This is a genomic window from Vibrio gallaecicus (assembly GCF_024347495.1).
Lineage (GTDB): Bacteria > Pseudomonadota > Gammaproteobacteria > Enterobacterales > Vibrionaceae > Vibrio > Vibrio gallaecicus.
The window spans coordinates 867,401-894,208 of sequence record NZ_AP025491.1; the positions used below are offsets into that span (position 1 = coordinate 867,401).

Sequence of the window (26,808 nt, forward strand, 5' to 3'; positions counted from 1 at the left end):
AATAGCGCCATTGATTAATTGGCACTGTTGATTGACTAGCACTTTTGACCAATAAACTATTCGCCACTTCCAATAAAAACCAATAAGGACAATTCATGGATTTTCGTTCTGATACTGTAACTAAACCTACCCAAGCTATGCGTGAAGCAATGGCAAATGCAGATGTTGGTGACGATGTCTACGGTGACGATCCAACCGTCAATGAGTTAGAACAGTGGATTGCTAGTGAAACTGGTTTTGAAGCGGCTATTTTCACCTCCTCAGGCACACAAGCTAACCTTCTAGCATTAATGTCGCACTGTGAACGCGGTGACGAGTACTTATGTGGGCAACAGGCGCATAACTACAAATATGAAGCTGGGGGCGCAGCAGTTCTTGGATCTATTCAGCCACAGCCTATTGAAAACAACCCTGATGGGACTCTGGATTTCAAGAAGCTAGAAAATGCGATAAAGCCTGACGATTCGCACTTTGCCCGAACAAAACTATTAAGCTTAGAAAACACAATTAATGGAAAAGTATTACCTCTAGAATACTTATCGAATGCAAGAAAGTTTGTAAACAAGCATAATTTGCAACTTCATTTAGATGGTGCAAGAGTTTACAACGCTGCGGCGGCTCTAGATGTGCCAGTACGTGAGATAGCACAACACTTTGATTCTATGACCATCTGCCTTTCTAAGGGGCTAGGCGCTCCTATCGGCTCTTTACTGCTTGGTAGCAAAGAGTACATTGCGAAAGCGCGTCGATTAAGAAAGATGTTAGGTGGTGGCATGAGACAAGCTGGTATCCTAGCCGCAGCAGGGAAAATCGCATTAACGGATCACGTGGGACAACTTAAAGTTGACCACGAAAACTCTAAGAAACTTGCGATTGGATTAAGTCAATTAGAAGGCTTCTCTGTCAATCCTGATTTTGTTCAGACCAACATTGTTTTTGCAAAACTTGATGAAACGGTTGATATCTCACGTATCTCGCAAGAATTAAGCGAGGAAGGCATTACGATTACACCAGGCAACCCCATTCGATTTGTTACTCACAGGGATATTAGCTCTGAAGACATTTCCACATTTTTAGATTCACTCTCTAAAAAACTTTAGCCTATTCAAAAAAGAAGTGTGGCTCATGAAACCACACTTCTTTTCCTTTAGCATTAGTCACACTTCATTGATGATGCACTCTACTCCACTAGCAACTAAGACCCAATCAGATCTAATACCTCCTCTTGAGCATCCGCCTATACACAAGCTAGTAGCGCTAGCCTACTCATGCTTCATGCCTAATAATTTAATTATCGTTGTACAGCTAAAAACGACTAATGAAACATCGTCAAGAATGAACATGAATTATTTTCATATTGAATGTTAATTAAAACCATTATTAACCATAAGCGTAAGCACGTATAAAAGTCATTCAGCCTGATATCTAAAAGTATTATTAGTTCTTAACAGCTCATCAAGTAAGAATAATTAATATATATCAGGGCTGACTGGGAAGTTAAAAATAAAATAAAACACCCGGTATTAGTTAGGAAAACACTCAGCTTTTATATCAGGAAATAGGATACCATCTCACTATGAATAATGACTTCAATTTTACAATTAAGAGCCTTAGCCTTGATGAAAATTACCACCCTTCAGACAACACTCGTATCACAACTAACTTTGCAAATTTAGCAAGAGGCGAAAGCCGTAAAGAGAACTTGAGAAACGCTCTTAAGATGATTGACAATAGTTTCAACGCGTTGGCAAGTTGGGACAACCCGAAAGGCGATCGTTACTCAGTTGAACTTGAGATCATTTCTGTTGATATGGACATCCAGGATGGTGGTGAAACATTCCCTTCAATTGAAGTATTAAAAACAAACATCCTTGATCATAAAACAAATGAACGTATAGAAGGTATCGTAGGAAATAATTTCTCTTCTTATGTTCGAGATTATGATTTCAGTGTATTGCTGTTAGATCATAATAAAGAGCAACCTAAATTTAGTATTCCTGATGACTTTGGTGTTCTTCACGGGAAACTCTTTAAGTATTTCGTCAACTCAAAAACTTATAAAGAAAATTTTAAGAAGCCACCTGTAATTTGCTTAAGCGTTTCAGATAATAAAACATACTACCGAACGGAAAACCAACACCCTGTATTAGGTTTTGAATATCAACCGAATGAATCTTCTTTAACTGAGCAATATTTCAAAAAAATGGGGCTAGAAGTTCGTTACTTTATGCCACCAAACAGTGTTGCTCCTCTGGCATTTTATTTCTTCGGTGATTTACTCAACGATTACTCTAACCTAGAGCTAATCAGTACCATCAGCACCATGGGGACATTCCAAAAAATCTATCGTCCTGAGATTTATAACGCTAATGCTGTGGCGGGAAATTGCTACCAACCAAACTTGAAGAACTTAGATCATTCGTTAACTCAAATCGTTTATGACCGAGAAGAACGCGGCAAGTTAGCCATTGAGCAAGGAAAGTTTGCAGAAGAGAACTTTATCAAGCCATACCAAACGGTTCTTGAGCAGTGGTCTGCTAATTACGCCTAATATTAAACTTAACGATAGTAGTATTTATTATGAAAACATTATTACCGACTTCAACGGCTGGCAGCTTACCTAAACCCTCTTGGCTTGCACAACCTGAAACACTTTGGTCTCCTTGGAAATTACAAGGCGAAGAATTAACAGACGGAAAACACGACGCTTTAAAGGTGTCATTACAAGAGCAGCAACACGCTGGCATTGACATCGTTAGTGACGGTGAACAGACACGCCAACATTTTGTAACCACCTTCATCGAACACCTCAACGGTGTGGATTTTGAGAAACGAAAAACAGTAAAAATTCGTGACCGTTACGATGCTAGTGTTCCTAGCGTTATCGGCCCTGTTTCTAGACAAAAATCTGTGTTTGTGGAAGATGCAAAATTCTTAAGGAAGCAAACGAAACAACCTATAAAGTGGGCTTTACCTGGTCCTATGACGATGATAGACACACTTTATGATGATCATTACAAAAGCCGTGAAAAATTAGCTTGGGAATTTGCCAAGATCCTTAATCAAGAGGCCAAGGAATTAGAAGCGGCTGGCGTTGATATCATTCAGTTCGATGAGCCTGCTTTTAATGTATTTTTTGATGAAGTCAATGACTGGGGAATCGCATGCCTAGAAAGAGCAATCGAAGGGCTTAAGTGTGAAACAGCAGTCCATATTTGTTATGGCTACGGTATCAAAGCCAATACCGATTGGAAAAACACCTTGGGGACAGAATGGAGACAGTACGAAGAAGTATTTCCTAAACTTCAACAATCTAATATAGATATCATCTCTCTAGAGTGTCACAACTCTCACGTGCCAATTGAGCTACTCGAACTCATTCGAGGGAAAAAAGTAATGGTAGGTGCTATTGATGTGGCTACTAATACAATTGAAACCCCTGAAGAAGTGGCTGATACCCTCAGAAAAGTACTTAAATTTGTAGATGCAGAAAATTTATACCCTTGTACTAACTGTGGGATGGCTCCTCTACCACGCGCGATCGCAACAGCAAAACTAAATGCATTAAGCGCTGGCGCTGAAATAGTTCGAAATGAGCTATCTTCCTAAAATTCGTTCTTTAACATGCATTAGTGCCAGTTTGACACTGATGCATGTTAGGTATTTAAATACTGAGCATTATTCTTTCACTGGGTAGTGTAGCTCTATAAAATCAAAGATATCTTGCCAACTTCTTCTATGGACATCATGAGTTGAACGGTATGAAAGGTGCTGAAAAGGGTAACTATATTGATTTGCTTCAAGCCTAGACATGATTCTCTCAGACATTTCTTTGGAGGGCCAAACATAATCATGCGTTGCTGACGTCAGTAAAATTGCGGCCGAACTTCTTTCTACGGGAATAAAGGCTGATTCAACCAACTTTGTATCATGTATTACACTATACCAAGGCTCATAACTGCCTAATAACTGGTTACAGATATGAGGTATGTCTTTTCCAGCCCATGTCCATGCTGCTTGGCAAGGATCCGTTTTTATCAACTCTATCCAATCTTTTTCTGTTCGGTTTCTATCATAAGAGCCCCAAGCATATGCACTTGGCACGCCCGCAACAGCTAGATCAATTATTTCAAATTTACTTGCAAGCAGCAGAGCAAGTTCACCACCTCGACTCACGCCATAAACTGCTATTGTGTTTTTCTTTAGGTCAGGTTGCTTCTGTACCCACCGAAATGCATCACCAAAGTATTCAAGTGGCACACGATTAAGTGCCTGAGGGGTTACTTTTGACTGACTATTGAAATCAAAATAAGTTAAGGCAAGTACCGCATACCCACGTTCAACAAGCATTTCAACACTTTGTTTAACTACCGCACTATCAGAAAAATCACCGCCACCGGAGCCTCCCCACATTGCAACAACAGGCTGTTCTTTCTTCCCATCAGTGTAATATAAAGTACCGATTAAGGTGGGATCATCAATGACTCTTTCCGACATTGCTATGCATTTAAAAGAAACGATGGCTATAAACGCCATAAGAATAACTTTATACATTTATCCTCTCCTTTGAATATAAGATTTTCTAAGTCATAACGGCTATAACTTGTATAAAATCTATTTAAACCAACCACTAAACTGCTTTTGGTTAGAAAATATCATTGGTAAGGATTCAACTTAAACTATGCTTATAAAGTATGCGTTTCAAGTCTCTTAATGAGTCTTTAGATGCTTTATAACATGCAAAGCACTTTAAGTTGTTAAACAATAACACTGAAAAATTGATTTCAGAGTAGTAAAACCTATATTGACGTAGCCTACATTCAAAAATGTAAGTCACCACAAGTTAGGCAAGTAAACGATATATGAAGGATAAGAATTCGTTCAACACTCCTCAAAGTAGATCAATATTTACAATTTTAAAGCAACTTTATCTTACTTTTTGAATAGCTAAACTTTGAGTTTGAAAAAATAGCCAAATCTGGTGGTCGTTATGATAATGGAAATAAAGATATACAATATAAATAAACACGTACATTAAACTTGTACGTGCTTGAGAAACTCTACTTATAAACAGGCAGCAGCGTTCCAGGGACCAAATTTTTGCCTATGAGATTCATCAATAAGCGTATATTCAATCCCAACACCAGATTCACGAATCGCTGCAAAAAAACCTTCATCACTAGTGCATAGTTGCTCATGCAAACGTTTACCTGGCACCCCCCACATATATCGGCTGTCACGATCCGCTTTAATTTCAATTTTTAATAATGCCTGATCTTCAACAAATACAGCAGAAAGGTTTTCTTCTTGGTTGAGTTTACTAGTAGCCTCATACAAATTACCTATCAAAAGTTCTGATAATTTATTAGGTGTATAAACGTACCCTTCTTTAGGCCCTGTTGTTGCACACCCAACTAAAGACATAGCTAAAACTATGCAAGGTAACTTCACTTTCATTTTAATAACTCTTATTGATTATATAAACTGGCATGATATTTATATCTAATAAAATTACAATCTCGAAGTGCTGAATATTGAGCCCGATCAGATAAACACAACAAAGTACAAAAAATTCAGTAATTTACAGAACATCGCACGATTATTTCCACCTAGATAAGTGAAGAGCTTTCCCATACATATCGCAATGTTTTCTTTATCTTCAAATTGGAAAACACACCCAATGATGAAGATTTTATCTGAGGCAGATCCTTGAAGTCAGAGTTTATAACAACTTTAATCGACTAAGTAATTGATTGTTATAACTAAAATCAGTATGGTTAACAATTATTAATAGCACAGTATCATGATTAATTATCCGAATTATCATTAAAGACAGTTTTAATAAATAATTTTGGTAATAAAAGAATTTAAGCATTTAAATTTCGAGTTGTTTATATACTAATATCCAGATAATTTTCCACCATTGGATTCTCAACGATCAACCAAACACTGACAGCCAGCAAACAGCATGCATAGAAATAATTTAGCCCTTTCTCATATAATGGATCATCTGAAACTCGTGATAAAACATCACCCATCGAAACCCATATAAAATGTATTGATATATTTAACAAAGCCAGCCAAGTGATTAAAATATATATACCCTTATCTCCAAAAGCCTCCTGTGATGATTCAGTAAACAAAGAGAACATCAGGAAAACCATCAACCAGCCTTTACTATTTAATACTTGAATGAGTAAACCATCAAAAAATCCAAGTTCGGTAGTCATACTTTTTTCTTTAGCCGAATTCATACGAATAAACTTAACGGCAACGTAGACTAAATAAATCGAACCTAGCATTTGTAAACTACTCATCACCTCTAGATAGTTTTTTACAAACCCTCCTAAACCAAAGCCTATGATGATAGATTTAAGAATAAATACACTATCTATACCAGCAATTAACGGTATCGAACGTTTAACTCCAACACTAGCACCAGACGCCGCAAACACAATATTTGCCGGACCAGGACTAAACACCAATGGAAACATTACTCCCAACCAAATTATAAATAAACTCATACGATTCCCTTAACTAAAAGAAAAAATTTTAGCCAAACAAATTGTATCGGTCTTGTACAAAATTGAAGGTTAACTAATTCTATTTAAGTAGTTTGATGGGGAAATACCATACGCCTTTTTAAAATTACGAGTAAAATGGCTTTGATCGTAAAAACCACAAGCAAGAGAGGTTTCAACACAACTTAAACCTTTAGAAAGTAAATTTTTTGCATGCTTAACTTTTGTCAAAAGTAAATATTGATGTGGTGTAATTCCAAAAATGGCTTTAAAACTTTTGATTAGCTGGAATTTTGAGCAATTTGAAATGATTTCTAATTCAGATAATGAAGGATTATATTCGAAATTATCCTGTATAAAATCTCTCGCGAGATAGCTACTTTTGGTGCAGATAGTATGAATTGTTTCTTTTTTAGCTCCACCATATTGCTTAAATAACGTTTCAATAGATAAGGTAAATAGAGACTCTTTAGTTAACTTAAATGACGATTCTTCTAACGACATATGTAGTTGGAGTAAAATTTTAAAAAGACATTCGTCATAAATGATTGGACTATCGATAATTGGATCAATTGGAATATCACGGTTCGCAAATTGGTTGTTAAGCTCCTCCAAATTAAAATAAAACATCCTATATCGCCAACCACTCGGTGAACCAGCGAAGCCAGTATGAACTTCAGATGGATTAATTGCCACGATATGACGTTTGGGTATAACAAGGTTTTTACCACGATAGTATAACCCTTCTGCACCTTCCTCTATTACTCCAATGGCTAACTCTTCATGCCAATGTTTAGTAAATTCAAATTTTGTATAACTTGCAGAAAGAAGCTCTACACCTTTGAACGTTTCATTCGTCCAAATCTTAGATTTTTCCAAAGTTTCTCCCTTCTAGGCTAACTAAATTTAAAATACGAGTCGTCCTTCTATACCTATACGTCTTTGTTATTTTCCTTTAACCTTTAAAACACAATTAAGTCTCTGACAACACTACTATATAAACTCACACTTAGCATAGATTCTTTGATTACATAACCATATCAATACTGTGCCCCATCATGTTCACCAATATTATTCACAACATAATCTGTTACTTTTATGAAAGACCTGTTTAAACCAATAAACTTTCAACACTTGTATAGTGCTCTAAATATTTTTTAGGAATTACAACTAACTTCCACCAGCGTTCCCACGTTTAAAGGCAATTGCATAAACGTGGAGTACCCGATCTAAAGTACCACCTCTAAAAATCATGAGGACAAAAGCCTGTCGTTTCTTTCACCCGTTGGAGTTGACGAGGAGAGCGGCGAACAATTTCAAAAATTTTTAAACACTGTGAATACAGTTTAAGTTTGAGATTATTTTTTCAACTATTTTATTCTATTCAACCACTTTTTGTTCAACTAAGAGTGGGCTTTGTTGCGTAATTCATTGGAACTAAACCTAAAACCTACGATCTGATCAGCTACATTCACTCCCTCTCGTAGCCCTATGCCTAAACCTCGTTACAAAACAACCAACTGGAAGCAATACAACCAATCACTCATTAACCGCGGTTCTTTGACCTTTTGGATTGATGAAGAAGCGATAAGTGGCTGGACGCAAAGCAAACAGAATAAGCGCGGGAGGCCTCGTCGGTTCAGTGATTTAGCTATCACGACAGCCCTCATGGTGAAACGAGTTTTTTCTATGCCATTAAGAGCGCTGCAAGGTTTTATCAACTCGATATTTAGGTTAGCCCATGTACCGTTAAGTTGTCCGCATTACACCTGCATCAGTCGTAGAGCCAAGCAAGTTGAGGTCTCACTTAAGACAAAAACGAGAGGTACGATACAACATCTAGCTATTGATGCGACTGGCCTTAAGGTTTATGGCGAAGGTGAATGGAAAGTCAAAAAACACGGGACAGATGGCAAACGTAGAGTCTGGCGAAAACTTCATATTGCCGTGGATACAAACACTCATGAAATTATTGCAGCCGAGCTAAGTCTATCGACAGTTACAGATGGAGAAGTACTCCCGAATATACTGAAACAAACTCGCCGAAGTATCCACGAGGTGTCTGGTGATGGCGCTTATGATACGAGAGCATGTCACGATGCAATTAAGATTAAGCGAGCCGTTGCGCTTATTCCTCCAAGAGAAGGGGCTGCCTTCTGGGAGCGGGGTCATCCCCGAAATCTCGCAGTAGGTTGCCAGAAGTTATATGGCTCAAATAAGTATTGGAAAGAGCGGTATGGTTACCACAAACGCTCCCTCTCAGAAACAGCGATGTATCGAGTTAAACAGTTACTTGGTGGTCGTTTAAGTTTAAGACATTACAATGCACAAGTGGGAGAAACTTACGCGATGATAAAAGCGTTGAACAAGCTCACTGGGTTAGGTATGCCTGAAACTTGCCGTATTGACTAAGAAACGCACGATACGGGGCTGCTCTGTCTCTAAACTGAATTACGCAACAAAGCCTATCGCAGCACAAGTAGCATGGTTAAATGTTGGATATGAAGTACTTAGTGAAGCTTTATTAGTTCCATTGTCATATATATTAGGCAAGTCTTTATCGGATAGTGTTAATTTTAACTATAAGGGTAAAGAAGCCTTAAAAATCATACTGTCTAGCTATTTTTTAGTAACGCTCTTTGTTATCACTTTTACAGAAAATTTAGTTCTTGCTATGCAACAACAGAAAGAGTTGTTTGATGCTACAGTGGCTTATATTAGGCTTGAATCATTAGCAATATTTATTTCAAGTATATATGCTTTTTTTTCATTGGTTCTTGTTTTGAAAAATGAGAAAAAAACGATATATAAGTTGTTGTCTATACAAGTACTGTTAATGATTTTTTGCGATAGTTTATTAGTCAGTCAATTACCATTTCCCCTGAATTTTGGTGTCAATGGTGTAGCATTTAGCAATATTATTGTTAATTCATTATTAGCTGCTGTTACAGCGATATACTTTGTTAAGTCTGGTTTATTTTCTAGCTCTTCTAAAGAACATACACGACAGAATACATGGATTAAAGAGTGGGCAAAAATAGGGTGGAAGTCAGGTTTAGAGTCGTTTGTTCGTAATACTGCATTCATTGTTATGATTTTACAACTAGTGAATGAGGTTCAGCAGGCAGGTACATACTGGGTAGCAAACCAATTTATTTGGGGGTGGTTGTTACTTCCAGTATTAGCTTTGGGTAAGTTGGTTACGCAAGATGCCGCTACAAATAATGGTCTATCAAAAGTGAGAGTTCAGAGCTACCTTGGGTTAACTGTTGGAATTGTTCTTGTCTGGATAACAACATCACCAATGTGGAGTGGATTTATATCTAATGTGATGGGTATTGAAGACCCTAGTGGTATCATTGATCTAGTGTGGTTATTAGTAGCTTTTTATATCGTATTTAGTCTGAATAACGTTATTGATAGTTACTTCTATGGTATTGGTCGTACAGACCTAATGCTCTATCAATCGTTAATAGTAAACAGCTTATTCTATGGTAGTGCTTTTGTGTGTTACCAAGTCGGCATGTTTACCCCTAACCTTGAAACTATTAGTTTAATGTTTGGTGTAGGAATGACAGTTGATGCCATCATTACATGGCTGCTGTATCACATACATCATAACCGAAAGAATGATGCTTCTATTCTTGTCACAGTGTAGTGTAAAAAACATAACAAAGCATTTAAGACGGATTCCCAACGCTCGGCATTTTAGGTTTGCTTCAGTTTCAGTGTTTACGGCACAATACTTTAGGTTTGGTGGTCTGCGTTGTTCACCACTTAATGCGGCGTTATGCCGCTATAAGAAAATGGAGGATATATGAAAGGGAAAATCGTTCGCTGGGTTGATGATAGAGGTTTTGGTTTTATAAAGTCTGACAATCTCAATGGTGACATTTTTGTTCATGTATCCAAATTCAAAAAGGGTTTTCGCCGACCACAAGTTGGAGATAAAGTAGAATTTCAACTTGCGGAGAATACCTCTAAGCCAAGCGCTTCGATTGCACAGTTGGTTGGTGTCGAACCCCAAAAAAGCAACCCTTTTTCAATTATACTCCTTGCACTTATTGTTGGTTTTTTAGGTGCAGTTTTATATATCTTTGTAATAGAGCCAAAGTTAAATCCAGCATATGAAAATATGGGCTTTAACTGCCAAGGTAAAACTTATTGCAGCCAGATGGTATCTTGTGATGAAGCCAAGTTTTACTTGTCAAACTGTCCCGGAGTTAAAATTGATGGTGACAATGATGGTAGCCCTTGTGAGAGCCAGTTGTGCGGTAGTTGGTAGTATCGGCATAACAAAGCGTTTAAGACAGATTCTCAACGCTCGGCATTTTGGGTTTGATTCAGCTTTAGTGTTTACGGCACAATGGTTTAAGTATGGTGGTGGCGTTGCTCACTACTTAACGCGGCGTTATATTTATTTTTAAATCATGAAGTTACTCGAAATCCAATCTTCCTAATTTTGGTATCGTTTTCCATTTGGGGGAGATTTATGAGTTATCAAGATAAGTTAGAAAGAGCTGACAATTACCTAAAGGTTTTGGGGCTTTCTTGTAATACAGACAAGACGGTCTTATATAGGTTTTTGCGAAATCGAGGTATCCAGTTAAAACCCGTATATTGGGAATCACTTCCTACAAATATAGTCTTGAAATTCATTGAATTCTTCTTCGTATACCTGTTTATAACGTATCTGTTTAGCCTAGCCCAAGAAAATTCTAAGTTCATGGATACCTTAACAAATGCTCTCATAACAAGCTCTGTATTCTCTATTGCAATCAGCATTTACTATATCATAGTGGCTAGAAGAAAATCTCTCATAAAGTGGGAAAAAGTATAGAGGTATCATAAATATAACAAAGCGTTTAAGACAGATTCCCAACGCTCGGCATTTTCAGTTTGGGTCAGCTTTAGTGTTTAAGGTGGCAAGGTTTTAGGTATGGTGGCAGCGTTGCTCACTACTTAACGCGGCGTTATGTTTATGGGGTAAGAATGACAAAATCAATAAAAACAATCATTTATTCTTTGATCTGCTTTGCAGTACTAGTAACCAGTATTAGATTTGCTACTTACTTTTCAGTTTTCAATGGCGGGCTCTCAACTGATTCAAGTGACTGGGCTAATTTGGGTTCATATATTGGTGGTTTAACTACACCTGTATTGTCTTTCTGCGCTTTGATAGCTTTGTTGTTCAGTATCTATAGGCTTTGTTGCGTAATTCAGTTTAGAGACAGAGCAGCCCCATATCGTGCGTTTCTTAGTCAATACGGCAAGTTTCAGGCATACCTAACCCAGTGAGCTTGTTCAACGCTTTTATCATCGCGTAAGTTTCTCCCACTTGTGCATTGTAATGTCTTAAACTTAAACGACCACCAAGTAACTGTTTAACTCGATACATCGCTGTTTCTGAGAGGGAGCGTTTGTGGTAACCATACCGCTCTTTCCAATACTTATTTGAGCCATATAACTTCTGGCAACCTACTGCGAGATTTCGGGGATGACCCCGCTCCCAGAAGGCAGCCCCTTCTCTTGGAGGAATAAGCGCAACGGCTCGCTTAATCTTAATTGCATCGTGACATGCTCTCGTATCATAAGCGCCATCACCAGACACCTCGTGGATACTTCGGCGAGTTTGTTTCAGTATATTCGGGAGTACTTCTCCATCTGTAACTGTCGATAGACTTAGCTCGGCTGCAATAATTTCATGAGTGTTTGTATCCACGGCAATATGAAGTTTTCGCCAGACTCTACGTTTGCCATCTGTCCCGTGTTTTTTGACTTTCCATTCACCTTCGCCATAAACCTTAAGGCCAGTCGCATCAATAGCTAGATGTTGTATCGTACCTCTCGTTTTTGTCTTAAGTGAGACCTCAACTTGCTTGGCTCTACGACTGATGCAGGTGTAATGCGGACAACTTAACGGTACATGGGCTAACCTAAATATCGAGTTGATAAAACCTTGCAGCGCTCTTAATGGCATAGAAAAAACTCGTTTCACCATGAGGGCTGTCGTGATAGCTAAATCACTGAACCGACGAGGCCTCCCGCGCTTATTCTGTTTGCTTTGCGTCCAGCCACTTATCGCTTCTTCATCAATCCAAAAGGTCAAAGAACCGCGGTTAATGAGTGATTGGTTGTATTGCTTCCAGTTGGTTGTTTTGTAACGAGGTTTAGGCATAGGGCTACGAGAGGGAGTGAATGTAGCTGATCAGATCGTAGGTTTTAGGTTTAGTTCCAATGAATTACGCAACAAAGCCTTACCGATACCAAGATTCGCTTTGCAAAAATAACCCGATATATAAGGAGACAAACCCACCCTGTCAAATGACAATTTAATATCAGTTTCGGACGAGTCGGCTGCGTTTGTTGCAATATAAACCCGGTGACTTTTTGATAACTCTTGAAGTGTTCGTAATGCTCCGTCCACAGCTTGAACTTTTACCCAATCGCACATTTCCCCCTTTTGGTCAGGGAAATCGACCATGAGGGTATTACCCCAGTCAAACAGGTAGATTTTAGTCATATTGCCTCCTTGCACATAACGCCGCGTTAAGTAGTGAGCAACGCTACCACCCAGACTAAAACCTTGCCACTTTAAACACTAAAGCTGATTCAAACCCAAAATGCCAAGCGTTGGGAATCTGTCTTAAACGCTTTGTTAACAAGCATTACTTCCAGTTTTTATAGCATTTCAGAGCAGATTCCAACCAGTCTTTTTGCTCGGTCATATATTTTACAACCCACGTTATAAACAATTCAGAATAACGATGAATATCGGTAAAATTGCGATGTACAGAATTGTTATTCTGTTTCACTTTATGCTTATAACAAATAGCTTGAAACGAATGGCGATTTATTCGCTTACTACCTAAAACAACATTGATTTTATCTATAGATTCATTAGTTGTATGTGGGTGCGTTGTATTCAAGTCTTTAGCCTGAGTAATAATAACTGCGTTCTGACCGTGGTCACCGACACTAAGAGTAAGATCTGCATTACTTGGGTTTTTAGTTAGAGCAAGTTTGTAATCAATAGATATTGAATACTTGTCGGAGTCTATTTCCTTGGCTTTGTTCTCAAACTGCTTAAGAAAATTTGTTACTTCTGAAGCCGTAATTTCTCCATAACACTCTTTGATGATTCCAATTTCAGTCGCAGGTCCATCTAGGACAAGGCTAAGCATGCCGACACTTTGCCCCGCAAGAGGTGAGTTACCCATTTGATTACGGTATCTTTCTTGATAATTTAGGACATTAGCTTGGAAGAGCCTTGAAAGCTGAGGCTGTAGCTCTGGAATTAGCAAATGTGTTGCCTGATCTCGTAGTTGAATCAATGTTTCAATATTAAGTTTAACTGGATCATTATTTTGCAAACGAAGTGGCAAAGCATCATTAATAGAAATACTTTTACCATTTTTGTAAAACACCTTCCCCGAACCTAAAGCATCTAATATTTCTGCTGTTAGAAATAGCTCCCAAGCATTTACCATCATGATGGTAAATGCCTCTACACGATTACTTAAACTAGGACGATTGTACATTTCAAGCGCAAGAGTAAAAGCATCAAGGCTGCGTTTTATGAGCTTTTGATGCATTTTTTCGTTTGGTGTTAACTTACGTACAGAAGTGCTTTGAGACATCAAACGAGTGAAGTCATCGTTTGATATTTGCGATAACCCTTCCGAAATCCAGCCACCATTATCGGATTTGAAGATATAAGTACCTTTCAGCTTTTCACTAATATATTTGCCAACACTTTTGGGGTTATACCCCGTTGCATTAGCTGCATCTAAAAATGTAAAGCTAGTCGACTCTTGTTCTTGCTCTCGAAAGAAGTCCAACAACAATATTCTTTTATCTTGTCTAACCATATACTCCGATCTTTCTGATGCTTGTTAACGCCGGGTTAAGTGGTGAGCAACGCTACCACCCTACCTAAACCATTGTGACATAAACACTTAAACCGATGTAAGCCGAAAATGCCAAGCGTTGGGAATCCGTCTTAAACGCTTTGTTATATGCGTTTTATCAGGCACATTCCAAAGCTTTCCAACATTCTCTGACATTGCTTAATGTACATTTCTGCATGCATATCCAGAGAAACATAAGCGAACTGGTCATTTTCACCGTTAATATGCTTGATGGTATTCTTCGAATAATTGAACCTCTTGAGTGCGTCTTTTGGCTTTGCAAAAAAGCTTGGGTTAGAGTCATAAAAATCTCTAAGCATTTGCTTCAAATTACCGTGGGCACTCTCTAGCCCATTGATTTCGCACAAGCCCGAAAGCAGCTCTGACGCCGCCGCTGCAAGATGTAAACTCGAAGAAAACCGACCCGATTTATATAGATCTATAGCATCTTCAAGCATATCAAGAGCTATGTCACCTTTATGAGTTTTCATTTATGACCTCTAAGCATATAACGCCGCATTAAGGTGTGAGCGGCGCTTGGCTATACTTGAGCGAAGCGAAAACGGCAAGCGTTGCGAATCATTCTTAAATGCTTTGTTATACGACTGGTACCTGCAGAGTCCCTTTAATGACTGTCACTGCTGAGCCTATTAACTTCGTACGCCCATTAGATAAAAGTTCGGTAGTAACATAACCACCTCGTTCAGATGCCTGATAGCCTTGTAGGTTTAACTTACCCAGCTTTCCTGACCAATAAACGGTTAAAGCACAATGCGCAGAACCTGTAACGGAGTCTTCATTTACACCTACCCAAGGTGCAAAGTACCTTGAAACAAAATCTAACTCGTTACTATTTGAACTTGTAGTAACCAGAACTCCACGCCCCTTGGTTTGTTTCATTGCCTCAAAGTTTGGCTGGAGGTTTAGTAATGTTTCCTCACTATCAACTTCAATGAAAACCTTCGAATCAAAGCTACCAAAGGAAACTATTTTACATGCCTCTACGCCTAAATTATCCAAGAGCACCTGACAGGGAGCAATGTCGAATTGAAGGGTTGGTGACGGGAAATCCAGTTCAATTGTCGATTCGTTAACTAGTGCAGTTAAGGTACCAGACAAGGTTTCAAAATTAACTGTATCCTGCGTACTTACTTGCCCCCTTTCTTTAAGGACATGAGCAACAGCAAGAGTTCCGTGACCACATAGCTTTACCTCCGCCTTCGGAGTAAACCACTTCAGCGTCATATCAGAAAGCGATAGAAAAGCCGTTTCGGACACAGCCATTTCTTCAGCAATTGATAGCATTAAGCTTTCACTTAAGCCATTGTTTGTTATACAGACCCCAGCGGGATTACCTTTGAATGCTTCACTTGTAAATGAATCAACCTGATAGATATCTAAGTCCATTTAGTTCTCCTAATTCTATAAAGTCGTATAACGCCCAATTAAGTAGCTGACAACGCTACCAATACACTCAAACTTACCACCTAAATCACTGAAACTAAACCGAGTTGAAAATGCCAAGCGGTGGCAGTCTGCTTAAATTGCTTGTTAGCTTATATCACCATTCGTTCAAGAGAAGACGCCTCAAACCAGAAGCAATCATTTTCATAGTCTGGAGCACTAGATAATTCATCGAACGGGTCTAAAGATAAGAATACTGTCGATTCAAGGTATAAAAGTTTTACTTGAGAGATATATTCACAACCAAAGTCTTCATAAATTGAGTACCTTGTAACGCCTGACAACGTATATCGATATTCTTGATCGCCCACAATCCGTAATACCAACTCTATAGAGTGAACTTTCTGCACCCAATCACTACTTACAGTTAAACCCACCACCTTTGAATCTCGGATATCAGAACAGTCGATCATTTCCACATATCTCCCTTGTAAAGCTAACGCCGCGTTAAGTAGTGAGCAACGCCTGCCACCCTACCTAAAACCTTGCCACCTTAAACACTAAAGCTGACCCAAACTGAAAATGCCGAGCGTTGGGAATCTGTCTTAAACGCTTTGTTATGCGTATTTACCAGCGACTGCCCAACCCTGTACTAACAACACGCTTTCTCTTTGGGGGCGCTACGTAAGAACTATCCATGTATATCTCTTTACAAGACCTGCACGCCCAACGCCCTTTAGAACCAGCTCGTTGAAGACGAACAAGTAATTCATCTACATCTTTGCAGCGTTGGCAATAAGGAACTTCTTTTTGACCATTAGTCTCCAGCCAATAATACGGCTTTTCATATACAGTGTTTCCCTCGTTCTCAACCTCTTTTTGAAGCTTAGAAATCAATTCATCTTTCTCAAGCAATAGAGTTTGAATTTCTGACACTTCAATTCGCGCATCTGCAAGTGCTGATATGAGATCTGCTATTTGCAGATTCACCTCTGCTTGCTCAAGAGTAGAAGCGCTTGTGCGAACCGCTTTAGCTAGTTCCACAGCTGTTTTCAGACTTGTTAAAGCAGTTCCGATTGTAACTATATCTGCCATATTTCCTTTTTATACGCATAACGCCGCGTTAAGTAGTGAGCAACGCTTATACCTAACCTAAACCATTGTGCCATAAACACAAAACTCAACTTGAACTAAAAATGCCCCGCGTTGCGAATCTGTCTTTAACGCTTTGTTAGCTTACTGAGCGTTGTTACAAGTTCAGCTAACTCTCTATGTATCATTTCAGACCATTCAGGTGGAGCGCCAATCCCTGCTACGTGATACAACCTTTGTATGACTTCATGCAGACGGCGAAAATACTCTAAGTCAGTCCCCGGTGTATAAGCGCCTATGATGTTGTCATTTTGAATTTGCTTTAAATCGCAGTGAGCAATTATTTTATTTCTCGCTTTCTGCATTCCTTTATAGAACGGTTCAAAGTCATTTAAGAAGTCTTGCATAATCGGCTCACGCTCGATGCCATACTTTTTGCAATAAAAAGTAATGAATGATTTTTGTTGCTTCCTGCCTCAGCATTGTCATGTAGTTTCGCAATTTGAAGTACGGCATATTCATTTAAAATGACACCAAGGTATTTGTCTAGTGAACACCATCCAATGAGTTCTTCGGTATTACAATACGTTTTCATCAAAATGTGTATTTTCCACGCCCAATCACATTGGTCATAGAATTTCACTAAATCAGTATGTTCTTCTATTATTTCAGGCTTCATCTATACCCTTTTGTAAGCTAACGCCGCGTTAAGTAGTGAGCAACGCCTCCACCTAACCTAAACCATTGCACCGAAAACACCAAAGCTGACTTAAACTGAAAATGCCGAGCGTTGGGAATCTGCCTTAAACTCCTTGTTATGTTGAAGACGGTGATTCATTTTTTAGCAATAATCTACAATGACATACATATCCAGGTAATTTTTCCTTACCTTAAGTATAACTTCATTGCCCTCTTGCTGGCTCAACCAAAACTTTTTAGAAACGTAGAAGCCCAAGTGCCCATAAAGCTCATGATCAACACTCAATACATACCTCGTACCACCTCTATATACAGATTCAGTTGTTTTATTTAATACCTGTGTTGTTGTTTTAAATGATTGCCCTACTGATGTGTGTAAACTAATTAGACCTACAATACTTAAAATCACAAATAGATAGACTGAAGGACCTTGTCTTTGAAAAAAGTTCCTTTTATCAACAGGGATATAATACATTTCTGACGCACTTCGTCGCTTATGAACAATAAAGCCTACACATAAACTAACAACAGCTGTGACAACGATTAATTCGAATCCAAAAAAAACCTTACGCTGAACAATCATGCTGATCATCGCCGCTGCAAGCATTAAGAAAGGATGCTTTAATAATCTTATATTTTGGATGTTAACCTCTCCATTTACATAACGCCCTGTTAAGGTGTGAGCGACGCCATACCGATGTTTCCGCAAACCACCTTAAACACTTAACGCAACGCATAGTAAAAATGCCACGCGTTGCGAATCACTCTTAAACAGATTGTTAAATTACTATTCACTGTTACGTGTTGTTGCCCATTTTTGGTCTGCTTCAGCATCAATAAACTCAGCGAGACCAACCATATCGATACCTAGTTGCAATAGCCATTGAAAATCAATTTTAGGCTGGGTATACCGACGCTTAAGGAGTTGTTCATAACTAGTATCTTTATATACACTAAGTCGCTGAAGGTATTGCTCAGAACAGTGTCCATCACTATGTTGGATTACGTTTCTCACTTCCACAAGGTCATGTACAATAGGTAATTCAACTGGTGACTTTTTAGAATGAATGCCTATATGGAAAAGTTTCTGAAAACTATCGACCCTCTTAGGGTACGCACTCATTGCATGCTCTAAGATTTTCCTTTGAATTAGATTATCTTTAATGTCTTCTAAGTCGCCTAAGTCAAAAATCTCTTTGTTACTGAGCTGCTTTTGGTCGTTAGCAAGTAGTTCAACATTCCTCCACAGAATGTCTTCTGTGATCTCATTTAGGAAAATTTCAAAATTTGTAGCTAATTGAGACACTGAATGATTGAAAAGATTTCTAGATAAGTTTCTAGATATCGAGTCAAAGTTTTTATCTTTAATCGTTATTTTTGGTGTCGGAAGCTCGTTGGAGTTATTACTCTGACGTTTTCTAGGAGCAAAAAGTTGAGGCTTAACTGAATAGTCAGAAATAGGCATTTTACTCCCAATATGACTAAACAGAAGAACCTCGCTTATATAGTTAACCCATTCAGTTGTCCTGATACAAAAGTCATCCAAAGCATCTGACTTTTCACCGAGCGGCTCGATTTTAAATGGAAGCGTAATGTCAGTGATATCCACTGTGTTTATATTTAATCCCTTAGCCAAATTTTCCTCCTGTAATTTAACGCCGCGTTAAGTGGTGAGCAACGCTACCACCCTACCTAAACCATTGTGACATAAACACTTAAACCGATGTAAGCCGAAAATGCCAAGCGTTGGGAATCCGTCTTAAACGCTTTGTTATATGCGTTTTATCAGGCACATTCCAAAGCTTTCCAACATTCTCTGACATTGCTTAATGTACATTTCTGCATGCATATCCAGAGAAACATAAGCGAACTGGTCATTTTCACCGTTAATATGCTTGATGGTATTCTTCGAATAATTGAACCTCTTGAGTGCGTCTTTTGGCTTTGCAAAAAAGCTTGGGTTAGAGTCATAAAAATCTCTAAGCATTTGCTTCAAATTACCATGGGCACTCTCTAGCCCATTGATTTCGCACAAGCCCGAAAGCAGCTCTGACGCCGCCGCTGCAAGATGTAAACTCGAAGAAAACCGACCCGATTTATATAGATCTATAGCATCTTCATGCATATCAAGAGCTATGTCACCTTTATGAGTTTTCCTTTATGAGTTTTCATTTATGACCTCTAAGCATATAACGCCGCGTTAAGTAGTGAGCAACGCCTGCCACCTACCCTAAACCATTGCACCGTAAACACCAAAACTGACTTGAACTGAAAATGCCGAGTGTTGGGGATCTGTCTTAAACGCTTTGTTATGACTTTTCCCAAATATATTCGTATGCATTCATTTGTTGACCATTCAACATTGCAAATTCTTTCAGGTGCGCCCTTACTTTGAATCCATTTCTCTCTAAAGCAATACTAGAACCTCGATTACTTGATAACACAATTGCTTTTAACCGAGTCAGTTGAGTTTGATCATGTATATACTTTTGCATGTATTCTATAGCTTGAGTCGCTAGCCCTTTACGAGTGAATTTTTCTCCTATACGGTAACCGATGACCCCTAAATTATTATCTGAATCTTCCATCGTCAGGTTCAATCGCCCACAGATTTCACCATCCTGAGTGCGTAATATCATTGGTATCATCGTGTTGTATTCGTATAAATTTAGAAACTCCTTAATTTGACTCTTTACACCTGAAGCTGAATAAAAACCATCAAATCTTGGCGGTATATGTTGTTCAAACCAAACTCTGTTCTCAAGTTCGAAATTCAATAGCTCTGTAGCGTCCGATAATTTTACTATTTGAACTGAGATAATCATATTTTCCACCAGAGTCATAGCGCCCGCTTAAGGGGCTGCCAATTTTTAACCTACCTAATTTAACTTAACCACCGTAAACACCGAACTAAGCCAAAACTGCCAAGCGTTGGCAGTCCCACTTGAAGCGCTTGTTATGTGTGTTCGGGAATAAAGCCTGAAACAAGATATTCTTCGTATTCTTGATGTAACTGTAAAATCATTGAAGCCCATTTAGAAAGTGTTTTTCCGTGACGCCGATAAATTGTTGCACCAACTCTGTCTGAAGAAATGTCTTTAGACCCTGTTTTTTCGGTAGTTATATCAATGACCACTTTATGCTGCTCTCGCAAAATACAACGGAACACTCATATCTTCAGGCACATTGGCGAGCAATAGTTCTTCACAAATAGCCAGCTTTAGCCGGTATTTTAGCTCGGCTTCATTGGTACATAAGATTCTGACTGATTCTCGAAGCCTAACACGAAAATTCGACATACTTTCTCCAAACACATAACGCCGCATTAAGGTGTGAGCGACGCTTGGCTATACTTGAGCGAAGCGAAAACGCCAAGCGTTGCGAATCACTCTTAAATGCTTTGTTATGTGCATGCTATTTATAACGCAAGCTTTCAGGTGCTTCAAGTACGTCACATACATGCTTTTGTAGGTCAAATAAATACTTTTGAACCATCAGGGATAACAGATCATGATAATAAAATTCGTCCAACATTGAAGATTGGTTAATCATCAAAGATGTTGGGTGAACTATTTTTGATGTGAGTTTATATATCGTTGAATAGTCAAAACCAAGATCTACGGCTTCAGCCATATCCTTAACATTTTGGGGGCGTTTGATTGCAGACAACTCATATTTGTCTTTAAGCGTCCCCAGTCTTTCAAGTTCACTTTGTAAAAACTGAACCTGTTCGGAACTAGAGTCTCCACCGGCTATAAAGCCTTTAACTATGTCTTTTTGGTCATTTAATGCTTCAGTGAGCCAATTGTTTAAATTTTCCTCACTTTGGCAAATAAACTTTGCGCGAGCTAAATTCTCTAAAATAGAACGAACACCAAATGCAAGTAAATGGATATCATTGTATGCCGATGATTCTACATATCCGATGAACTTTGGAGTAGATTCGAGAATACGAGCCACTAAATCGTTTTGCTTTGAGCGAGTGTAGTTTTGACTACCTCCTGTCCACGCTGCAATTTTCTTAATACACTTACCGTATTTGCCGATATTTTTAACTACATCTTTCTGTGAACCATGAGTCACAACATCTGAAAAACTTCTATTCAATCCAAAACCTCCATCGAAGCACATAACGCCGCGTTAAGTGGTGAGCAACGCTACCACTGCACTCAAGACATTATGCCATAAACACTGATGCATATCTTTGAGCTGAAGCCGCCGAGCGTTGGGAATCCGTCTTAAACGCTTTGTTATGTTCGTAATTTACAGCGTGAGCCTAACTTCAAAAGCCACAGATTCAGAGGAAGTAATAGGACGCCACCAACAGCCCATAAAGCATCATGCAGATAAGGTAAAGCAACTCCACCTTTTAGCAAATTCAGCCCAAAGACTACTTCCAACAACCCACCAATCAACAGAAAAACGAAATACAAAGGGATATATATCACCGAGACTATCCATTGGAATATTTCCATTGAAATCATGTCATTATGAAGAGAATATGCCAAAGAAGCTTGAACAGATGAAGCGATGAAAGCAACTAATATCATTCCTTGATTTCTCATTTTTCACCTTAGAACATAACGCCCAATTAAGTAGCTGACAACGCTACCAATACACTCAAACATACCCCCTAAATCACTGAATCTAAACCGAGTTGAAAATGCCAAGCGTTGACAGTCTGCTTAAATTGCTTGTTATATTCATTTCAACAAACTATCCATATATTGCTTATCGTAATCGAGTAACAACTGGTTTTTCGTTCGATATAGGTCTTCTAGAGCCCATTTACTGCTGGCGGCAACATCTAGACCACGGTCATCATAGAGGTGGAACATCAGGTCTTTGTCACAATTAATTATAAACAGTTGCCCTGCTAGGGTTGAACCACGATCACCAAAGTCATAGTCAATACAAGCCTGAATGATCGGTTTTATATTTAACTCTGATACTGACACACCGGAGATGGTAACTCTTTTCCAGCAATGTTTTTGTACTCTAGATCTTCGGTATAGATATCTCGATGTTCCGAAAACTCTAAAGCTTTACCACACAGAGGCTCGAACAGTTTAAAGAAGTAGTCACTTTTTCTAATTTTCTTCCGTCCATCGGAAAAAATTTGATAACAGATTTTGATCTTATCCGAAGGTTTAAATGCTGCGTCATAGATGCTAAGTGCTCTGCTCATCGCAATTTCAAAATACTCTTCATTATAATCTTTTCGGTCATCACCCAACCATATGTCGACGTCATCAGAGCCTAACTCAAACCTCAAAGCAAATTTATTACAATAGAAGACTGGTTTTTCTAGTTGTATGTTCATTATTTATCTCCAGTTTTCAGGATGAATATAACGCCGCGTTAAGTAGTGAGCAACGCCCACCACCTAACCTAAACCATTGCACCGTAAACACCACAACTGACTTGAACTGAAAATGCCGAGCGTTGGGAATCTGTCTTAAACGCTTTGTTATGTTTGGAGTTAAAGGGATAAACGCAACTCAATTTCACGCCCTTCAACTAAGTGACCTGTTGATACAAAACCACAATTTTCGTAGAAACCTTGAGGACTATCTGAACCCGAAACAACACTTGTATATAAAGCCGATATTCCGAATTCATTAACCAGTGCTGATTTCAACAAATCGATAGCAATACGACCATAACCCTTCGACTGCTTAGATTTATCGAGCATGAACCGCCAAAGCTCAAATTTACCTGAAACTGTGTCTGCATTTACTAAAACAAAACCACTTGGATTACTGTCAGAGTAGATACCTTTAAACCCAGGAAAGCTCATAAAGTTTGCTTCAGCCAATGAAATAGCATTGCTATCAACATGATTTAGCTGATTTTGAGCCACCTGTAACTGGCAAATCTCATAGAAATTCGTTTTGTCTATACTTCTTAGTTCGAGGCTCATACTACCAATTTCCTTCGAAAACATAACGCCCAATTAAGTAGCTGACAACGCTACCAATACACTCAAACTTACCACCTAAATCACTGAAGCTAAACCGAGCTAAAAATGCCAAGCGTTGACAGTCTGCTTAAATTGCTTGTTATAAGACTTTTTACTAACGAATTAACCCCAAAATTTTCTTGAATACTGGCTCTCGACAGTCCTTTACAATTTCATACAAACACATTTCCAAACCTGTAATTTCTGCACCGATACTTTGTAAACGATTAACACCGAGCTGTTTATTTAAATAAGTTCGAGATGAAACACAATCACTGACAAGCTCCACTTTGTAACCCAGTTCGAGCAAACCTTTTGCTGTTTGATAAACACAAATATGCGCTTCTATTCCGCAAATTAGCCAGGTATCTACTTTTTGGCTTTTAATTGAACTCAAGAATTCTGAAGATTCACATCCGTTAAACGAAAACTTAGTTATAGGCTCGTGATTAAGGGCTGTATTGAGTTCTTCGACTGTAGAGCCTAATTTATCAGGATTTTGTTCGAGAGTAATAATCGGTAATTCTAGAGCCTGAGCGCCTTTAATGAGTTTCTGACAATTAGAAATTAAAGCTTCACTTTCATAAACTAAACGAGCGAGTTTACCTTGAATATCAACGACGATAAGTCCAGTATTTTCTCTATTCAACATACCAACCCTCCCAAGTTTAAATAAGCCTTATAACGCCCAATTAAGTAGCTGACAACGCTACCAATACACTCAAATTTAGCACCGAAATCACTGAAGCTAAACCGAGTTGAAAATGCCAAGCGTTGACAGTCTGCTTAAATTGCTTGTTATGTGCTGATCTTTCGCAATAAACATATAGCCCTCTCATGCTCTTTACCAACCAACCCTAAGCTTTTGTGAAAACGAAATCCTGAACGTTTAACCTGAGCTACATCTAAAGCTTTTTGTGCTTCTAAACTGTCGTGATTGATTATTGCGATTGTCGTATGCCACTTAAAGTAATCCAAAGGAAAAGTTAACTGTTCAAAATGTTCATGTAACACTCTTAAAGCTTCACCGTATTCTCTTTCAATTTTCTGTGTTGCTACCAAATGCGGATAATCTAAATATGCTTGAGTCTGAATAGTTCTAGATACTTTTTCACGTTCTATAATTTCTTTGTAAGTCGAAATACATTTATCTAGTTGATTAACTTTTTTGTAGGCTGCCGCTTTTGCTAACAAAGCACGAACATCTTCAAAATCATCATTTCTAGTTTCGAAGTATTCATCTACTAATCTAAGCGTTACATGTGGATGATTTTCGCTCAAACTCAACGCCTGAATGACCATATATTGATACTTTTGAGTTCGAGATCTTTTCAGCTTTGAGTAAAACGCCTGCTCTATTGTTTCATCCCAATCTTCATTTCTGTACCAATCTTCCGATGACATAACTCCTCCGAAGCACATAGCGCCCTGTTAAGGTGTGAGCAACGCAGTACCGAGCCACTGCATATCACCTTAAACACTAAACGCAACGCATAGCAAAAAATGCCACGCGTTTCGAATCACTCTTAAACAGTTTGTTAGGCTAATTATTTTCGGCAAACTTATGTTTAACTAACATACTCTTACCGTTTTCTAAAACCTTGCGACCTTCTACCAAATATTCAACTTTTGTGGTTTCATCTCTTTCGAATGCAGTTACGGTAACAACACCGTTGTTAAACTCGACATTATCGCCCCCACCACATGCATTCAGCGCTGGACTAAAAGACGCCTCTCCTTCAGATAGTTTCACAATCGATAAAACCTCTGCACACCCACTACCACCAGTAACGCCACGTAAAACAACATAATTGGAGCCTTCAGACATACCTAGTAGCTGACCATCAACTTCCAGAAACTCACTTTTACCTAACGACTTACCGTTAAGTTTATATGATTGGTAGTACAAGCCATCAGCTTCAATTTGAAAATCACCAAAAGAAGTGGTGATAACATTTTGAGCATTTACTGAACAAGCTACAACTAACGTTGTTAAAGTTAAAATTTTATTTTTCATTATTTTCCTCATTATTATTTTATTAGCCTAACGCCCAATTAACTTGCGCAGCAACGCAATGCAGAGATTCTGCACTGCGCCATAATCACTAGGACTGATTTGAAGTAAAACTGCCACGCGTTGTAAGTCAGGTTAAATTGTTTGTTATGTTTACGAGTCAGTCATATATGTGACAACTTTCGGATCACGAAACATTGCTGATACAGCCTCACCTAAAGTGTGGCTTGCTGTATCGTGTACATCGTAGCCATTTTCACTATAAGCCGTATAAATTGCACTATATCCGTTACCGATAGAAATAGAGATTTTTGTCGTGCACGATGGACCAAACATTCCTTTTTTACAACTTAAGTTATCCACTGACATCGACAACTCTTTAGCTGGGTTTTTTGACGATATAGTTGCTTTTCTTTTCACCAATTCTTGTTCAGTTATTGCGACCAAAGTTTCGGTAAAATCAAATTTTGATCCAGTAAATGCCATAATATCAAGATCAGCTACAACTATTTTGTCGTGGCTAGGTTGGGTATTAATTACCGCCACAGTATCGTTTACGTTGAATTCAATGAAAGGGCTAATTTCCGTAACATCAACTTCTGTCTTTAATGGTTAAACGCAGCCTCCGAGAATTAGCGGGAAGAGTATTACTATTTTATTCATTAGAACCACTATGCAACTTGTATCAAAAAATTTAGAGTGCAAGCTAACAAATTAAAGCCTCACAAAATGAGACTTACGCCTAATTTCAGGTAGTTAACATAACGCCTTGTTAAGGGGTGAGCAACGCAATACCGATGCCACCGCATACCACCTTAAACACTAAAACCAACGCATAGTAAAAATGCCACGCGTTGCGAATCACTCTTGAACAATTTGTTAGGAGTTTTATTCATAGCGTTCACAATCTTTCGGTATGTCTATATATGTTTCATTTGCCCTCCAGTCCTGAGTCTGAGGGTCAAAGTAAAGCTCATACGTTGAGACGCTGTTATATGTACCCGATGTTATCTGATTTCCAATAGTAACGATATTTGGCTCTGAAATAGTGAAAATCCAAACATTGTCACCTGAAACTAGCTCAAGGCGGCTATCAGAAACAAACGAAACCTCTTCTGTAGAAAAGAACTCTCTAGGATAACTTTCACAATACCACTTTAAATTCTGACCATAAGAGCTATAGACAGTTCTCATGTTGAATTTCTC

The 26,808-nt window shown here is 38.5% G+C and carries 34 protein-coding genes and 1 pseudogene; 7 read left to right on the forward strand and 28 right to left on the reverse strand.

All coding sequences use genetic code 11. The annotated features are described in order from the left end of the window. Positions 1-95: 95 nt before the first annotated feature. The 3 genes from ltaE (at position 96) to OCU78_RS18270 (ending at position 3,609) form a co-directional block, all read left to right on the forward strand. A complete protein-coding gene (gene ltaE, locus OCU78_RS18260) occupies positions 96-1,100 on the forward strand; it encodes a low-specificity L-threonine aldolase (RefSeq protein WP_137374139.1) in 1,005 nt (334 codons plus the stop codon). 476 nt (positions 1,101-1,576) lie between these two features. Next, complete coding sequence (locus OCU78_RS18265) at positions 1,577-2,551, forward strand: DUF1852 domain-containing protein (RefSeq protein WP_137374138.1); 975 nt, start codon at positions 1,577-1,579, stop codon at positions 2,549-2,551. A gap of 29 nt (positions 2,552-2,580) precedes the next feature. Further along, positions 2,581-3,609: a methionine synthase gene (locus tag OCU78_RS18270; RefSeq protein WP_137374137.1), complete on the forward strand. Its 1,029-nt coding sequence runs from the start codon at positions 2,581-2,583 to the stop codon at positions 3,607-3,609. A 69-nt stretch (positions 3,610-3,678) separates the two neighbouring features. On the opposite strand, the gene OCU78_RS18275 is transcribed toward OCU78_RS18270, so the two are convergent. The 4 genes from OCU78_RS18275 to OCU78_RS18290 all read right to left on the reverse strand — a co-directional run bounded on the left by OCU78_RS18275 (position 3,679) and on the right by OCU78_RS18290 (position 7,400). Next, entirely contained in the window at positions 3,679-4,554 is an 876-nt protein-coding gene (locus OCU78_RS18275) for an acyl-CoA thioester hydrolase/BAAT C-terminal domain-containing protein (protein ID WP_137374136.1), read from the reverse strand. Positions 4,555-5,064: 510 nt separating this feature from the next. Then, the gene (locus OCU78_RS18280; RefSeq protein ID WP_137374135.1) at positions 5,065-5,457 is read right to left on the reverse strand and encodes a hypothetical protein; all 393 of its coding nucleotides are present in this window, start codon (positions 5,455-5,457) and stop codon (positions 5,065-5,067) included. Between the two features lie 434 nt (positions 5,458-5,891). Further along, entirely contained in the window at positions 5,892-6,524 is a 633-nt protein-coding gene (locus tag OCU78_RS18285) for a LysE family translocator (protein ID WP_137374134.1), read from the reverse strand. 69 nt (positions 6,525-6,593) lie between these two features. After that, positions 6,594-7,400 (reverse strand): AraC family transcriptional regulator, encoded by an 807-nt coding sequence (locus tag OCU78_RS18290; RefSeq protein ID WP_137374133.1) that lies wholly within the window; start codon positions 7,398-7,400, stop codon positions 6,594-6,596. A 612-nt stretch (positions 7,401-8,012) separates the two neighbouring features. Here OCU78_RS18290 and OCU78_RS18295 point away from each other — a divergent pair. The 4 genes from OCU78_RS18295 (at position 8,013) to OCU78_RS23005 (ending at position 11,361) form a co-directional block, all read left to right on the forward strand. Further along, positions 8,013-8,933, forward strand: coding sequence for an IS5-like element ISVba2 family transposase (locus OCU78_RS18295; RefSeq protein ID WP_261856051.1), 921 nt, complete (start codon positions 8,013-8,015; stop codon positions 8,931-8,933). Next, entirely contained in the window at positions 8,926-10,179 is a 1,254-nt protein-coding gene (locus OCU78_RS18300; RefSeq protein WP_373367636.1) for an MATE family Na+-driven efflux transporter, read from the forward strand. Before OCU78_RS18295 ends, OCU78_RS18300 begins: the two co-directional genes overlap by 8 nt. Before the next feature lie 159 nt (positions 10,180-10,338). After that, positions 10,339-10,806: a cold shock domain-containing protein gene (locus OCU78_RS18305; RefSeq protein ID WP_077681830.1), complete on the forward strand. Its 468-nt coding sequence runs from the start codon at positions 10,339-10,341 to the stop codon at positions 10,804-10,806. Positions 10,807-11,013: 207 nt separating this feature from the next. Then, on the forward strand, positions 11,014-11,361 hold the full coding sequence (locus tag OCU78_RS23005) for a DUF6404 family protein (RefSeq protein WP_290347108.1): 348 nt from the start codon (positions 11,014-11,016) through the stop codon (positions 11,359-11,361). A gap of 417 nt (positions 11,362-11,778) precedes the next feature. Here the strand turns inward: OCU78_RS23005 and OCU78_RS18310 are convergent, their stop codons facing one another. The 24 genes and pseudogenes from OCU78_RS18310 to OCU78_RS18435 all read right to left on the reverse strand — a co-directional run bounded on the left by OCU78_RS18310 (position 11,779) and on the right by OCU78_RS18435 (position 26,796). After that, positions 11,779-12,699 carry an IS5-like element ISVba2 family transposase gene (locus tag OCU78_RS18310; RefSeq protein WP_261856051.1) on the reverse strand — a complete coding sequence of 307 codons (921 nt, stop codon included), beginning with the start codon at positions 12,697-12,699 and terminating at the stop codon, positions 11,779-11,781. A gap of 78 nt (positions 12,700-12,777) precedes the next feature. Continuing rightward, positions 12,778-13,044: pseudogene (locus OCU78_RS18315) on the reverse strand (HAD family hydrolase); the annotation flags it as partial. Positions 13,045-13,189: 145 nt separating this feature from the next. Continuing rightward, positions 13,190-14,392, reverse strand: a complete 1,203-nt coding sequence (locus OCU78_RS18320; protein ID WP_167494101.1) for a DUF3644 domain-containing protein — start codon at positions 14,390-14,392, stop codon at positions 13,190-13,192. Between the two features lie 143 nt (positions 14,393-14,535). Beyond that, complete coding sequence (locus OCU78_RS18325; protein WP_261856052.1) at positions 14,536-14,922, reverse strand: hypothetical protein; 387 nt, start codon at positions 14,920-14,922, stop codon at positions 14,536-14,538. Between the two features lie 106 nt (positions 14,923-15,028). Then, a complete protein-coding gene (locus OCU78_RS18330) occupies positions 15,029-15,838 on the reverse strand; it encodes a PhzF family phenazine biosynthesis protein (RefSeq protein ID WP_261856053.1) in 810 nt (269 codons plus the stop codon). Positions 15,839-15,987: 149 nt separating this feature from the next. Further along, positions 15,988-16,314 (reverse strand): hypothetical protein, encoded by a 327-nt coding sequence (locus OCU78_RS18335; RefSeq protein ID WP_137375781.1) that lies wholly within the window; start codon positions 16,312-16,314, stop codon positions 15,988-15,990. Positions 16,315-16,462: 148 nt separating this feature from the next. Then, entirely contained in the window at positions 16,463-16,930 is a 468-nt protein-coding gene (locus OCU78_RS18340; protein WP_137375782.1) for a hypothetical protein, read from the reverse strand. 125 nt (positions 16,931-17,055) lie between these two features. Then, positions 17,056-17,334 carry a hypothetical protein gene (locus OCU78_RS18345; RefSeq protein ID WP_137375783.1) on the reverse strand — a complete coding sequence of 93 codons (279 nt, stop codon included), beginning with the start codon at positions 17,332-17,334 and terminating at the stop codon, positions 17,056-17,058. After that, positions 17,319-17,606 (reverse strand): hypothetical protein, encoded by a 288-nt coding sequence (locus tag OCU78_RS18350; protein WP_137375784.1) that lies wholly within the window; start codon positions 17,604-17,606, stop codon positions 17,319-17,321. The genes OCU78_RS18345 and OCU78_RS18350 overlap by 16 nt, the downstream gene beginning before the upstream one ends. A 162-nt stretch (positions 17,607-17,768) precedes the next feature. Beyond that, positions 17,769-18,233 (reverse strand): hypothetical protein, encoded by a 465-nt coding sequence (locus OCU78_RS18355; protein ID WP_261856054.1) that lies wholly within the window; start codon positions 18,231-18,233, stop codon positions 17,769-17,771. A gap of 180 nt (positions 18,234-18,413) precedes the next feature. Then, a complete protein-coding gene (locus OCU78_RS18360; protein WP_137375720.1) occupies positions 18,414-19,262 on the reverse strand; it encodes a hypothetical protein in 849 nt (282 codons plus the stop codon). A 135-nt stretch (positions 19,263-19,397) separates the two neighbouring features. Continuing rightward, complete coding sequence (locus OCU78_RS18365; RefSeq protein WP_261856055.1) at positions 19,398-19,751, reverse strand: hypothetical protein; 354 nt, start codon at positions 19,749-19,751, stop codon at positions 19,398-19,400. Between the two features lie 184 nt (positions 19,752-19,935). Continuing rightward, positions 19,936-20,451 (reverse strand): GNAT family N-acetyltransferase, encoded by a 516-nt coding sequence (locus OCU78_RS18370; protein WP_167494093.1) that lies wholly within the window; start codon positions 20,449-20,451, stop codon positions 19,936-19,938. Between the two features lie 312 nt (positions 20,452-20,763). Beyond that, a complete protein-coding gene (locus tag OCU78_RS18375) occupies positions 20,764-20,925 on the reverse strand; it encodes a hypothetical protein (protein WP_167494092.1) in 162 nt (53 codons plus the stop codon). Between the two features lie 115 nt (positions 20,926-21,040). Further along, positions 21,041-21,733 carry a DUF5677 domain-containing protein gene (locus tag OCU78_RS18380; protein WP_137375669.1) on the reverse strand — a complete coding sequence of 231 codons (693 nt, stop codon included), beginning with the start codon at positions 21,731-21,733 and terminating at the stop codon, positions 21,041-21,043. A 143-nt stretch (positions 21,734-21,876) separates the two neighbouring features. Beyond that, positions 21,877-22,191, reverse strand: coding sequence for a hypothetical protein (locus tag OCU78_RS18385; RefSeq protein WP_137375668.1), 315 nt, complete (start codon positions 22,189-22,191; stop codon positions 21,877-21,879). Between the two features lie 138 nt (positions 22,192-22,329). Continuing rightward, positions 22,330-22,584, reverse strand: a complete 255-nt coding sequence (locus tag OCU78_RS18390; protein WP_137375667.1) for a DUF3885 domain-containing protein — start codon at positions 22,582-22,584, stop codon at positions 22,330-22,332. Further along, the gene (locus tag OCU78_RS18395) at positions 22,566-22,949 is read right to left on the reverse strand and encodes a DUF3885 domain-containing protein (RefSeq protein WP_167494091.1); all 384 of its coding nucleotides are present in this window, start codon (positions 22,947-22,949) and stop codon (positions 22,566-22,568) included. The genes OCU78_RS18390 and OCU78_RS18395 overlap by 19 nt, the downstream gene beginning before the upstream one ends. A 159-nt stretch (positions 22,950-23,108) precedes the next feature. Then, a complete protein-coding gene (locus tag OCU78_RS18400) occupies positions 23,109-23,549 on the reverse strand; it encodes a GNAT family N-acetyltransferase (protein WP_137375664.1) in 441 nt (146 codons plus the stop codon). A gap of 154 nt (positions 23,550-23,703) precedes the next feature. After that, on the reverse strand, positions 23,704-24,240 hold the full coding sequence (locus tag OCU78_RS18405; RefSeq protein ID WP_137375663.1) for an isochorismatase family protein: 537 nt from the start codon (positions 24,238-24,240) through the stop codon (positions 23,704-23,706). A 146-nt stretch (positions 24,241-24,386) separates the two neighbouring features. Beyond that, entirely contained in the window at positions 24,387-24,992 is a 606-nt protein-coding gene (locus OCU78_RS18410; RefSeq protein ID WP_137375662.1) for a hypothetical protein, read from the reverse strand. A gap of 139 nt (positions 24,993-25,131) precedes the next feature. Next, positions 25,132-25,605, reverse strand: a complete 474-nt coding sequence (locus OCU78_RS18420; protein ID WP_137375661.1) for a hypothetical protein — start codon at positions 25,603-25,605, stop codon at positions 25,132-25,134. 150 nt (positions 25,606-25,755) lie between these two features. Beyond that, on the reverse strand, positions 25,756-26,148 hold the full coding sequence (locus OCU78_RS18425) for a hypothetical protein (RefSeq protein ID WP_137375660.1): 393 nt from the start codon (positions 26,146-26,148) through the stop codon (positions 25,756-25,758). 342 nt (positions 26,149-26,490) lie between these two features. Next, positions 26,491-26,796, reverse strand: a complete 306-nt coding sequence (locus OCU78_RS18435) for a hypothetical protein (protein ID WP_137375659.1) — start codon at positions 26,794-26,796, stop codon at positions 26,491-26,493. Positions 26,797-26,808 lie beyond the last annotated feature (12 nt).

Coding starts and splice junctions, on each gene's coding strand:
- ltaE (WP_137374139.1), top strand. CDS start 96: ATGGATTTTCGTTCTGATACTGTAACTAAACCTACCCAAGCTATGCGT.
- OCU78_RS18265 (WP_137374138.1), top strand. CDS start 1,577: ATGAATAATGACTTCAATTTTACAATTAAGAGCCTTAGCCTTGATGAA.
- OCU78_RS18270 (WP_137374137.1), top strand. CDS start 2,581: ATGAAAACATTATTACCGACTTCAACGGCTGGCAGCTTACCTAAACCC.
- OCU78_RS18275 (WP_137374136.1), bottom strand. CDS start 4,554: ATGTATAAAGTTATTCTTATGGCGTTTATAGCCATCGTTTCTTTTAAA.
- OCU78_RS18280 (WP_137374135.1), bottom strand. CDS start 5,457: ATGAAAGTGAAGTTACCTTGCATAGTTTTAGCTATGTCTTTAGTTGGG.
- OCU78_RS18285 (WP_137374134.1), bottom strand. CDS start 6,524: ATGAGTTTATTTATAATTTGGTTGGGAGTAATGTTTCCATTGGTGTTT.
- OCU78_RS18295 (WP_261856051.1), top strand. CDS start 8,013: ATGCCTAAACCTCGTTACAAAACAACCAACTGGAAGCAATACAACCAA.
- OCU78_RS18305 (WP_077681830.1), top strand. CDS start 10,339: ATGAAAGGGAAAATCGTTCGCTGGGTTGATGATAGAGGTTTTGGTTTT.
- OCU78_RS23005 (WP_290347108.1), top strand. CDS start 11,014: ATGAGTTATCAAGATAAGTTAGAAAGAGCTGACAATTACCTAAAGGTT.
- OCU78_RS18310 (WP_261856051.1), bottom strand. CDS start 12,699: ATGCCTAAACCTCGTTACAAAACAACCAACTGGAAGCAATACAACCAA.
- OCU78_RS18320 (WP_167494101.1), bottom strand. CDS start 14,392: ATGGTTAGACAAGATAAAAGAATATTGTTGTTGGACTTCTTTCGAGAG.
- OCU78_RS18325 (WP_261856052.1), bottom strand. CDS start 14,922: ATGAAAACTCATAAAGGTGACATAGCTCTTGATATGCTTGAAGATGCT.
- OCU78_RS18330 (WP_261856053.1), bottom strand. CDS start 15,838: ATGGACTTAGATATCTATCAGGTTGATTCATTTACAAGTGAAGCATTC.
- OCU78_RS18340 (WP_137375782.1), bottom strand. CDS start 16,930: ATGGCAGATATAGTTACAATCGGAACTGCTTTAACAAGTCTGAAAACA.
- OCU78_RS18345 (WP_137375783.1), bottom strand. CDS start 17,334: ATGCAAGACTTCTTAAATGACTTTGAACCGTTCTATAAAGGAATGCAG.
- OCU78_RS18350 (WP_137375784.1), bottom strand. CDS start 17,606: ATGAAGCCTGAAATAATAGAAGAACATACTGATTTAGTGAAATTCTAT.
- OCU78_RS18355 (WP_261856054.1), bottom strand. CDS start 18,233: ATGCTTGCAGCGGCGATGATCAGCATGATTGTTCAGCGTAAGGTTTTT.
- OCU78_RS18365 (WP_261856055.1), bottom strand. CDS start 19,751: ATGCATGAAGATGCTATAGATCTATATAAATCGGGTCGGTTTTCTTCG.
- OCU78_RS18370 (WP_167494093.1), bottom strand. CDS start 20,451: ATGATTATCTCAGTTCAAATAGTAAAATTATCGGACGCTACAGAGCTA.
- OCU78_RS18375 (WP_167494092.1), bottom strand. CDS start 20,925: ATGTCGAATTTTCGTGTTAGGCTTCGAGAATCAGTCAGAATCTTATGT.
- OCU78_RS18385 (WP_137375668.1), bottom strand. CDS start 22,191: ATGAGAAATCAAGGAATGATATTAGTTGCTTTCATCGCTTCATCTGTT.
- OCU78_RS18395 (WP_167494091.1), bottom strand. CDS start 22,949: ATGAACATACAACTAGAAAAACCAGTCTTCTATTGTAATAAATTTGCT.
- OCU78_RS18400 (WP_137375664.1), bottom strand. CDS start 23,549: ATGAGCCTCGAACTAAGAAGTATAGACAAAACGAATTTCTATGAGATT.
- OCU78_RS18405 (WP_137375663.1), bottom strand. CDS start 24,240: ATGTTGAATAGAGAAAATACTGGACTTATCGTCGTTGATATTCAAGGT.
- OCU78_RS18410 (WP_137375662.1), bottom strand. CDS start 24,992: ATGTCATCGGAAGATTGGTACAGAAATGAAGATTGGGATGAAACAATA.
- OCU78_RS18420 (WP_137375661.1), bottom strand. CDS start 25,605: ATGAAAAATAAAATTTTAACTTTAACAACGTTAGTTGTAGCTTGTTCA.
- OCU78_RS18435 (WP_137375659.1), bottom strand. CDS start 26,796: ATGAGAACTGTCTATAGCTCTTATGGTCAGAATTTAAAGTGGTATTGT.